Source organism: Sutterella sp., assembly GCF_052272535.1.
Classification (GTDB): Bacteria; Pseudomonadota; Gammaproteobacteria; order Burkholderiales; family Burkholderiaceae_F; genus Sutterella.
The window spans coordinates 1-10297 of record NZ_DAVZJY010000068.1; the positions used below are offsets into that span (position 1 = coordinate 1).

The 10297-nt window shown below is 62.7% G+C and carries 7 protein-coding genes; 4 read left to right on the plus strand and 3 right to left on the minus strand.

Translation table 11 applies throughout. From position 1 onward, the window contains the following. Positions 1–180 precede the first annotated feature (180 nt). Complete coding sequence (locus ACT6Y9_RS05090; protein WP_443743728.1) at positions 181–1992, minus strand: aryl-sulfate sulfotransferase; 1812 nt, start codon at positions 1990–1992, stop codon at positions 181–183. A 221-nt stretch (positions 1993–2213) separates the two neighbouring features. Here ACT6Y9_RS05090 and ACT6Y9_RS05095 point away from each other — a divergent pair, with 221 nt between their 5' ends. Together ACT6Y9_RS05095 and ACT6Y9_RS05100 are read left to right on the plus strand one after the other, a co-directional pair. Beyond that, entirely contained in the window at positions 2214–3221 is a 1008-nt protein-coding gene (locus tag ACT6Y9_RS05095) for a LysR family transcriptional regulator (protein ID WP_295477913.1), read from the plus strand. A 282-nt stretch (positions 3222–3503) separates the two neighbouring features. Beyond that, on the plus strand, positions 3504–5324 hold the full coding sequence (locus tag ACT6Y9_RS05100) for an aryl-sulfate sulfotransferase (protein WP_295477916.1): 1821 nt from the start codon (positions 3504–3506) through the stop codon (positions 5322–5324). Between the two features lie 117 nt (positions 5325–5441). Here the strand turns inward: ACT6Y9_RS05100 and ACT6Y9_RS05105 are convergent, their stop codons facing one another. Beyond that, the gene (locus ACT6Y9_RS05105; protein WP_443743729.1) at positions 5442–6296 is read right to left on the minus strand and encodes an SGNH/GDSL hydrolase family protein; all 855 of its coding nucleotides are present in this window, start codon (positions 6294–6296) and stop codon (positions 5442–5444) included. A 42-nt stretch (positions 6297–6338) separates the two neighbouring features. Between ACT6Y9_RS05105 and dcuC the strand changes: the two genes are divergently transcribed. Then, positions 6339–7391, plus strand: coding sequence for a C4-dicarboxylate transporter DcuC (dcuC, locus tag ACT6Y9_RS05110; RefSeq protein ID WP_443743730.1), 1053 nt, complete (start codon positions 6339–6341; stop codon positions 7389–7391). A 393-nt stretch (positions 7392–7784) separates the two neighbouring features. Next, complete coding sequence (locus ACT6Y9_RS05115) at positions 7785–10094, plus strand: autotransporter outer membrane beta-barrel domain-containing protein (RefSeq protein ID WP_443743731.1); 2310 nt, start codon at positions 7785–7787, stop codon at positions 10092–10094. On the opposite strand, the gene ACT6Y9_RS05120 is transcribed toward ACT6Y9_RS05115, so the two are convergent. After that, on the minus strand, positions 10091–10297 hold a 207-nt coding region (locus tag ACT6Y9_RS05120), incomplete at its 5' end, for a hypothetical protein (protein ID WP_443743732.1). The two genes, ACT6Y9_RS05115 and ACT6Y9_RS05120, sit on opposite strands and share 4 nt — an antisense overlap.

Sequence of the window (10297 nt, forward strand, 5' to 3'; positions counted from 1 at the left end):
AGGAGGTTTCTACGGCGAAAGAGTTAGTGCCGGACAGGCTCTTGGTCAAAAAAATTGAGCACCTCCTCGCGTCGCCCGCAGCTCCAGGACAAAAGAAGAGGCCGCCCGGGCCGCTCCCCCATCCGGAGCGTCGCCCGAGCGGCCTCATGGCGCTATGAGCCTCTCAACGAGAGGAAGCGCTTACTTTTCGAACGCGGCCTTGATGTCCACCGGCATCGCCTGGTAGCCCGTCGTCGATTCGACGCGCATCTCAACTGAGGGCTCCTTCGCGCCCCACTTGAACTCCTGCATGTAGGGGTTCGGGGCCGAGGTGAACGCACCCGTCTTGATGTCGAAGGACGCGCCCGCGGTGGCGGAGTAGACGAAGATCGAATCGTGGTCGGCGTGGTACTCGGTGAGCGAAGTCACCGGGCTGAACCAGTCGTGGCCCGCCTCCTTGCCGTAGCTCCAGATCTGCTCGACCGTGCCCTTCTTCTCGTCAACCTTGAAGACGACGGCGCGCGAGTACTTCATCTCGGGGAGCGGCGGCTGCTCCATGCCGCGCGCATCGCCGTTGTCGAAGGCCGTGAGGTACACGACGCCCGGCTTGCTCTTGGAGTCGATGCGGAAGGCTGTGTGCTGCGTCCACGTCCAGTCGAAGTCGCCTTCGCACGAGGCGTCGCCGCACTTGATGGGCGCGCCCTTGGCGTCGACGGGCTTCAGGACCTTCGAGGCGAAGTCGCCCTTCCAGCCGCGCGGCGCGCCGAGGATCCACTTCACCTTCTTGTCGCGGCCGATCTTGATGATCGCGGACTGGTGGCGGGAGCTCACGATGATCGAGTCGTCGGTCGGGTCGTAGTCGACCGAATTGACGTGCACCCAGTTGCGGCCCACGCCCGTGCCCGGGATGTCGCCGAACTGATCGGATTCGTTGAGCTTCTTGATGTCCTCTTCGGAGAGCGTCTGGCCGGCCTTGGAGGCGTCGATGTTGAGGCACACCGCGCCCTGGTCGAGGGCCTTGATCACGGAGGAGCGGTACGGGTCGAGGATGTCGAAGAGACGGAATTCGTCCACGACGAAGCCCGCTTCATCCACCTCGGCGATCACGTCGCGCACCGTGCGCACGTTCTTGCCGTTCGGGAGCTTGGTGTTGGAGCTGCCGACGCGCAGGAAGTAGTGGCCGTTCTGCGCCGGGTCGAGCGAGTGGCTGAAGTCGTTGTAGCTCATCGGCAGACGGCGGTTCCAGACCTTGCGGCCCATCAGGTCGTACTTGACGTAGCGCTGGCCGTAGCCCCAGGTGAAGGCGCCGTCCTTGTTCTGACGGAAGCCCATCATGTCGCCGCCGTAGTAGATCGAGTCGACGTTGTAGATGGGCTTCACGAAGAGGTACCAGCGGTATTCGCCGGCCGTGTCGACGATGCCGATCTGCGGATAGAACGTCCACTGCAGCGCGCCGCCCATGGGGTTGTTCCAGACGACGTGCGCGCCCTTGCCCGAGAGGTCCTGGGCGTTGTTGAGCATGTAGAGGCGGTCCTTGAACTCCTGGTCCACCTTCACCGGGTGGACCTTCGGGAGGGCGGAGCGCTCAAGCGCGAGGCCGGAGGCTTCGCCGTAGAGGGGCGAGCCGTAGATCTTGTAGACGTCGGAGAAGGTCTCCTTCTTGCCGTTCAGAACACGCGTGTAGTTGACCTTCACGGAGTTGACGTAGTCCGGATAGAGACCGAAGACCGGAATGCCGCCGTGCGTGAGGAGCATGCGGCGCGAGACCTTGTACTTGATCTCCTGGCCCTGGGGCTTCGGGAGGATCGTCACGGTCGCGTCCTCGATCTGATAGCCGCCGTTGCGGATGACGGCGGTGAGGGGAGCGACTTCGTAGGGGTTGACTATGATTTCGCCCAGGTGCCCCTGAACTTCATAGGTCGTGCCGGGGCCCGACGGGCCGCCCATCGCCATGGCGGCGGCGGGGAGCGTCATGAGCGCGAGCATCGAGAGTTTGAAGGCGGTGGTCTTCATGGTCCTTTCCTTTTTCTGTTTTTGAAACGGCTCCAAAGCAGGGCTCGTCCGAGGGCGAAGCGCTTCGCCGGAGGAACGTTTCGTGCGTCTGGTCCATGTCCGCGGGGAGGGGAGCACCCCGTCCGCGGGCAACGGGAAGATTCTCCCGTCATACGGAAGGGACCGCAATGGTCGGATTTCTTTAGAATCCGGGCGCCTCCATGAAAAGTTTCTTTCACAAAATGAAAAACGACGCCGACGAATCGCTCTCCCGGGCGCTCCTCATCTTCCTCACGACGCTCCATGAACAGCGCCACCTCGGGCGCACCGCGCAGCGGCTCTCGATCAGCGTTCCGAAGGCGAGCCGCATGCTCGCCGAGGCGCGCGAAATCTTCGGCGACCCGCTCTACACGCGCTTCGGCCACGGACTCGCGCCCACGCCGCGCGCCGAGGAGGTGACCGTCCAGGCCGAGCGGGTGCTCTCGGCGATGAAGCAGCTCTTCGCCGAGGAGGCCTTCGACCCCTCGTCGATGAACCGGGTTTTCCGCATCGCGTGCCTCGACAATGCGGTGCCGATCATGATCGAACCGGTGATCGAGGCGCTCATGCACCGTGCGCCTCATGCGGGCCTCGCGCTCATCCCGCACTCGGAGCTGACGCTCCTCAGGCTCCGCGCGGGTGACCTCGACTTTGCGATTTTCCCGGCCGTGCAGCTCCCGGAGGACTTCGAGAGCGTGGCGCTTCTCAAAACGCCCTACGTGAAGGTCGTGCGCGCCGGGCACCCGCTCGAGGAGATGCTGCGCACGGAGGGCGGCCCCGACGGGCTCCCCGCATCCCTGATCGAGCGCTGGCCGCGCGTGCAGATCTGCGTGCACCCGGACACGGACGGCGTGGACGAAGGCGTGCCGGGCGCGTGCACGATTCCGCTCAAAACGTCCGACACGATGATCTGGACGGAGTATTGGCTCGGCGCCGTACGGCTCATGCACCGCACGAACGGCGTCTTGACGCTCCCGTGGCGCACCGCCCGCGCGCTCTCCTTCGACCGGCCGCTCACCGTCCTCGGGCGCGTCGAGAGCGTGCCCTGGCTCGAGCCTTCGCTCATCTGGCACATCCGCTCCATGCGCGACGTCGGGCACGAGTGGCTCCGGAGCCTCTTCATCTCGGAACTGCGCGGCGGGATGCAACCGCTCGAAGGCGACGAGCCCATCTACGGGCGGATTTCAGAGGGCGGGCGCATCGACTCCTGACGGCCTTCTGATCAAGGCCCGGAGGTGCCCTGCGCGCTCCGCCGGCCGCAACCGGGTTTGCGACGGCGCTGTTTTGATTTCCGCAACCAGCGCTTCCATTCCGCATGCCGACTGGGCAGGTTCTTCCCCGGGGCGGTGGCTACGACTTTCTGCCTAAACTTGAAGGATCGCCCCTTCTGCAGGTCCGACGCCCGGCCGCGACCCCCGCCGCCGGCGGAACGCCCGCGTTCCGCATTCAGACGCCGCTCCGCCCGAGGCCGATGCCTTCCAAAGGAGAAACAAATGAAAACCCGCGTCAAGCTTCTCTGCGCCGCGCTCGCCTGCGCCGCTCCGATCGCCGCCATGTCCATGGGCGGCGCCTCGGGCCCGGCCACGAACTACATCATGCAGGGCCACATCGGCGAGGTGATGATGAATCCCTACGAGATCGCGCCGCTCACCGCGATCATCCGCGACGGCGGGTATACGCTCTCCGACGTGACGGTGCGCATCGTTCCGAAGCCCGACGGGCGTGAGATCAAGTACACAGTTTCGCGCGAGCAGCTCCTCACCCACGGCGGCGTGCCGGTCTTCGGCCTCTACCCGGACTACCTCAACCACGTCGAAGTCTCCTACACGCGCGAGCTGCGCGGCAAGAAGGAGAGCTTCAAGGACACCTATCAGCTCTATGCGCCGCCCACGTACACCGAGGTTGCGGGCATTCCGACGGAGCGCCACACGCTCTTCGGCACCAAGGTGAAGAAGGTCGATCCGGAATTCGCCGACCGCCTCTACTTCATCAACAACCTCGCCGAGAAGTCCGGCATCGGCACGCGCGCGGTCTGGAACAACCCCGAGGGCGGCGCGCTCCAGTGGGTCTTCTTCCCGCAGAACGCCGTGATCGACACGGCGGGCGACATCCGCTGGTACATGTTCGCCAATCCCATCTTCGACCTGAACAACATCTACAAGTCGGGCGTCATGATGGGCTTCAAGCAGAACGACGACGGCATGCTCACCTGGGGCTTCGGCCAGCGCTACGTGAAGTACGACATCATGGGCCGCGAGGTCTTCAACCGCCGGCTTCCCTACCGCTTCAACGACTACTCGCACTCGATGGACGACGCGCAGAACGGGCACTACTTCCTGCGCGTGGCGAGCTCGAACTTCATCCGGTCCGACGGCCGCCACGTGCGCACGGTGCGCGACGTGATCGCCGAGGTGGACAAGAACGGCGTGGTGGTGGATGAATGGCGCCTCGCCGACATCCTCGACCCGTACCGCGACAACGTGCTCAAGGTGCTCGATCAGGGCGCGGTCTGCCTCAACATCGACGCCTCGAAGGCCGGCAAGACCCTCACCGACGAAGAGATCGCCGAGCTCGACAAGCAGGGCCACTTCGGCGACGTCGTGGGCACGGGCCCGGGCCGCAACTGGGCGCACGTCAACTCCGTCGACTACGACCCCGAGGACGACTCGATCATCGTGAGCTCCCGCCACCAGTCCGCGATCATCAAGATCGGCCGCGACAAGAAGGTGAAGTGGATCCTCGGCTCGCCCGAGGGCTGGAAGAAGCCCTTCCAGCCGATGCTCCTGACGCCTGTCGACAAGAACGGGCAGCCCATCAAGTGCGAAGGGAGCAAATGCGAAGGCGGCTTCGACTGGACGTGGACGCAGCACACCGCCTTCAAGATCGACGAGAAGAGCAAGGGCGACGTGATCTACGTTTCGGCCTTCGACAACGGCGATGCGCGCGGCATGGAGCAGCCCGCGCTGCCCGAGATGAAGTACTCCCGCTCGGTGATCTACAAAATCGACCAGAAGAAGATGACGGTCGAGCAGGTCTGGGAGTGGGGTAAGGAGCGCGGCCACGACCTCTTCAGTGCGGTCACGTCGCTCACCGAATACCAGCCCGACCACGACTCCGTGATGATGTACTTCGCCACGGCGGGCGCGCAGTATGACCTCAAGACCGGCGCCTTCAACACCGCGCCGAACCCGACGATCTTCGAGTTCAAGTGGGGTGCGAAGGATCCCTCGGTCGAGATTCAGCTCCTTGACTGCACGGGCTACCAGGCCTGGCCCTTCAACATCCAGAAGGCCATGGGCGCGAAGGCCCAATAACCGCTCCGCCGCCCGCGCGCCGGGCGGCGCGCATTCCGGTCATCCATGAAGAAGGCCGGTCCGGATTCGTCCGGGCCGGCCTTTGCATGGAGGAGGCAGTCCTGCGCTCGAGTGCGGCTACTTTTCCCAGCGGTTGAACCCGTTCACGACGTCCCAGGCGACCTTTCTCAGGAAGGCCGCCGTCTCAGCCGGGAGGGGCTTCTCGCATTCGCCGAGGTAGTTGATGTCGGCAGGCGACCGGTGGAAGAGCGTTGCGTAGAGGACGGCCCCGTAGAGGTACGTGCCCGCGGCCGACGGATGGCTCTTGTCGGGCATGTAGAGCTCAAGTCCGGGCTTCGCCTTGATCGCCTCCATGAAGGCGAGGCCGACGGGAACGACGCGCATGTTCGCCTTGTTGGCGATGCGGATGGTGTTGTCGGCGAGTTTGGCGATGTCCTCGGGTTTGTCCTTCTTCGGCCAAGTCATCACGAGGAGCGGCGTGCTGCCCGCGCGGCGGATGACGTCCGCTTCGGAGACGGCGTACTTCTCGAAGTAGGGCAGGCGCTTCTTCGAGGTCGCGCCCGCGGAATTCTCCTGCAGCAGCACGACGTCGAACATCGGGTGCACCAGCCTGCCGTCCTTCACCTCTGCGTACGGGTCCTGCTCGTGCGGCGAGAGTTGGAAGTTCATGTCGTGAAAGGAGAGCGAGCCCGACGAGATCGTGAGGAGGCGCGTCTTCATGTTTTCTACGGGCGAACCGTTCTTCATGAAGCCGCGCAGATAGGTGTGCACGCCGCAGTTGTAGAACGAATACGAGTTGCCGACGAGGAGCGCGACCTTCGGCGTCTTCTCGAGCGGCGCCGTGACCGCGGGGGAGACGGAGTTTCCCAGGGCCGAAGCGGTTCCCTGAAGAAGGACTCCGGCAAGCACCGCGCAGAGTGCGCCGCGCACGTGACCGCTACCGGCACCCGTCTGCGTCGTTTCGTTCTTCACGCCCTGGGTGCTCCAATTCGTCCGCAGGCTGCTCTCGTCCGAATGAACGTAGGCCGCGGCGGCGTAGACGTGCGTGCGCTTCGAGAGCGGGTAGAGGTAGCCGACGGCCGCCTTGGACTCTTCCTCATTCCCGCCTGCGCCTTTGTCACCGCGATCATCAATGCGGCGATTCCGTCGGCCGCGGGGTGCGCTGCGGCCGTCGCGACGACGCTGCTGCCCGTCATGCTCCGCGCGGGCATCTCGCCGGCGGGCGCCGGCGCGGCGATCCTCGCGGGAACCTACGGGTCGAGCTTCAATCCGGGCGGCCCGCATCCGGTGATGATCTCCGGCATGGCCGGGATGGAGCCGATGGAGTTCATCCTCTCGCACGGGACGATGTACGGCTCGATGGCCGTGCTCGGCGTGATCGGCCTCACCGTCGTCGAATTCCTCCTCAAGGACCACAAGGGCTCGGGCAACGCCGAAATGGGCGAGATGGCCGCGCAGCCGATCGAGCGCATCAACCTGCTCTGGGCCGCCGCGCCGCTCGTTCCGCTCGTGATTCTTCTCCTCGGCGACACCTGCGTGCCGGCGCTCAAAATGGGCGTGGCCCACGCCATGCTGATCGGCGCCATCTATACGCTCATCGTGACGCGCGCCAATCCTCAGAAGGCCGTGACGGAGTTCTTCAACGGCGCGGGCAAGGACTACGGCAACGTGCTCGGCATCATCATCGCGGCGAGCGTCTTTGCGGGCGGCCTGCGCGAGGCCGGGCTCGTCGACGCGCTCATCGACGCGCTGAAGAACGTCGGCGACTTCGCCCGCGTAGGGGTCGGCCTCGGCGTCTTCCTGATGGCGGTCCTCACGGGCTCGGGCGACGCGGCGGCCTTTGCCTTCAATGAAGCCGTGACGCCGCATGCCGCGCAGCTCGGGATGACGATTTCCGACCTCGGCAACACTGCGCTCATGTCCGCGCAGCTCGGTCGCACGGCAAGTCCCGTGGCGGGCGTCGTGATTCTGCTCGCAGGCATGTGCAGGGTTTCGCCCTTGGAGCTCGTGAAGCGCACCGCCGTTCCGATGGTCGTCTGCTTCGTAAGCTCGCTCGTCTTCTTCTGACCTCGCTGCACTCAGGCGGTCCGTTCTCGTTCCGGGGGCGGGTCGCCTTTGCGCAGGAGAGTCCCGATTCGGCTCGATGCGGGTGAAAGCGGCGGATCAAGCTTCTGCGGGAGAGCCGCAGGGCGCTCGACCGTCGGCCGGGGCGGAGCGCGCGGGTGTCCGTGCCCCAAGTCAAGCTCTCGCTCAAACTCCTCCCTGCGTCAAGGGGGGGCTCATAAACGACCTTCTGATGGAGAAATATGTTGCGTGCATGGTGTTGAAAAAAACAACAAAACGCGCAACATCTTGATATATTTGCGTTTTTGTATACGGTAAGCGCTGTTCCTTGGCATGGTGTTATGCCTCGTCTATCATTGACGATAGTTGATTCTTTTACCTTTTTAAGGTTTGCAAATGAAGAAAACCTATATCGCCATCGCTCTGGCTTCAATTTTTACCGTCGGCGGAGCATATGCCGCCGACACGGTGAAATACTTGAACGATCAGGTTGATCTGATCGTGGGCGAGGGTAAGGATTGGAATGAGACCGTAAATACGGAATACAAATACATCGTTATGGCCAGTGACGGCAAAACCCACACCATTGCCGGCGGTGCCATTACGGTGACGCATAAACCGGCTCCGGATAACAGTGGATCTTTTCAGGCGTCAAACGGCAGCACGCTGAACATCTCGGGGGCTGACAAGCTCACGCTTTCCCTGACGTCTGAAACCGTGCGTCCAAATCTCGTACATGCATTCGGCGGGACGATCAATCTTGAGGCAGTCAAAGATGTTGTGCTGACGGGAGAACATGACGGCAGCGTCGTCATGGCGCAGGCCCTGCCCGGCAACTCGGCGCTCATGAATATCACTTCTACGGCAGGCAGCGTCACCATCGAGTCGGCGGATCGCGGCGCCGTTCTTGCTGGCCTGCTTCAGCAGGAACTTGAAAATCGCACTACTGAAGTGAAGATCTCTGCCGCCAAGAACGTTACGCTCAGGTCCGGCACCAATTCAGCCGTGCAACTGTTCAATAGAAATTACCCGGAGCATGGATGGCAGTCTGATGCGGGCAGCGCCGTCATGAGCGTGACTGCGGGCGAGGCTCTCACCATAGCCGGCGTAAATGGCGTGTATTCTCGGGTGACTCAGGGATCCTCTCAGCTGTCCTCCACGTTCACTGCGGGCAAGGCGATCAATATTGAAGCGACGCAAAACGCGCTCAACATGACCGGTGAGTCCACGGAGGGCAGAAACAGCGTCTCCTTTGATGCGCCAGAAATGAACTTCACGAGCACTCAGGCGGGCGCTACCACCATTAAGGTTTCCGAGAAGAACTCCACCGTCTCCTTCGGCAATCGAAAGACGCAGGGTGCCGTCACCATTTCTTCGAATAATGGCTACGCCATCGATGCGGGTGATTCCTCCACGCTGAACTTCACGAAGAGCGACGTCGTCGTCAACGGCAACGTTCGCTCCAACGGTACGATTTCCATCACCGACACGGCTTTCACCCTGACGAACGGCGCGAACTTTGAAGCCATCGACCTCAACGGCTCCAACAGCTCCATTGTGGTTGATGAGCTTTCCGTCGATTCTTCCACCGTTTTCGTTAAGAAAAACAACGTGAAGGATCTTGCGATCGTTGCCTCGTCGAATCTGAATGATCAGTATCAATCTGCTGAAGAAGCCGCAGCGGCGATTGTCGCAGCCTCGGACATCACCGACAACGAAGCGAATGGTGCTTCGCATAATTTCGCAGGCCTCTCCGGCGCGCTTTCCGACGCCTGGAAGTCGGATTCGACGGGCAAGCTGACGTCCGTCACGAAGAATCAGTCGATGGACGCCCTCGGCAACCTCAACGCCATGACGCTCGTTCAGTGGCGCGGCGAGATGAATCACCTCTCGCAGCGACTCGGCGACGTGCGCGACGCTTCGTCCAAGGTCGGCGCCTGGGCCCGCGTCTACGGCTACGACAGCTCCTACAACGACTCCGTTTCGATCGACTACAAGGCGAATTCGATTCAGGTGGGCGGCGACTACCGCATCGACAACACGTGGCTCGTGGGCGGCGCCTTCAGCTACACCAATGGTGAGGGTACGTTCAGCAACGGTTCGTCGGACTCCGACGGCTACTCGCTCGCGGCGTATGCTTCCGGCTTCTTCGACTGCGGCGCCTACGTCGACGTCATCGGCCGCGTCGGCCGTCTCTCCACCGACATCAAGTCGATGTCGGACACGAGCGTCTTCAAGGGGTCGTACGACAACACGACCTTTGGGCTTTCCGCCGAGGTCGGCTACCACTGGAAGCTCAACGACACCTTCTACGTCGAACCGCAGGCTGAACTCGCCTACGGCTTCGTCAAGGGCGACGACTTCACGGGCACCAACGGCGTGACGATTTCGCAGGACGACTTCCAGACCCTCGTTGGTCGTCTCGGTGCCCGCGTCGGCGCTACGTTCGCCGATGGGGCCGGCACGGTCTACGTCCATGCGTCCGCGAATCACGACTTCCTCGGTGATGCCGACTTCACGGCCAAGCACGGGACTGCTTCGCGCGACTTCTCCTACGACCTCGGCACGACGTGGTACTCCTACGGCGTCGGTGCGCAGTTCAACACGTCGAAGAACCTCAACTTCTACGGCACGCTTGAGCGCGCCAACGGCTCGGAGTATCAGGAGGACTACCGCTACTCGGTCGGCATGAGCTACCGCTTCTAAATGGTCTGCAATACGCAGCCATGACTGAGAATTCGCATCCTTGAGATGCGGCTCGATGCCAGCCCCAGGGCTGACGCGTAGCAGGCTCTAATTGCTTGTTGTGCGCCAGCCCTAATTATTTGTTTTTTACGAGGAAAAGCTTGCTCTTTATCTTGATAAGTGCTAAAATATGAGAGTATCAAGAACCATGGGGCGATCATGAA

What these genes read in the sequence shown, in the direction of transcription:
- ACT6Y9_RS05090 (WP_443743728.1), bottom strand. Translation starts at nt 1,992, where the DNA reads ATGAAGACCACCGCCTTCAAACTCTCGATGCTCGCGCTCATGACGCTC.
- ACT6Y9_RS05095 (WP_295477913.1), top strand. Translation starts at nt 2,214, where the DNA reads ATGAAAAACGACGCCGACGAATCGCTCTCCCGGGCGCTCCTCATCTTC.
- ACT6Y9_RS05100 (WP_295477916.1), top strand. Translation starts at nt 3,504, where the DNA reads ATGAAAACCCGCGTCAAGCTTCTCTGCGCCGCGCTCGCCTGCGCCGCT.
- dcuC (WP_443743730.1), top strand. Translation starts at nt 6,339, where the DNA reads ATGAACGTAGGCCGCGGCGGCGTAGACGTGCGTGCGCTTCGAGAGCGG.
- ACT6Y9_RS05115 (WP_443743731.1), top strand. Translation starts at nt 7,785, where the DNA reads ATGAAGAAAACCTATATCGCCATCGCTCTGGCTTCAATTTTTACCGTC.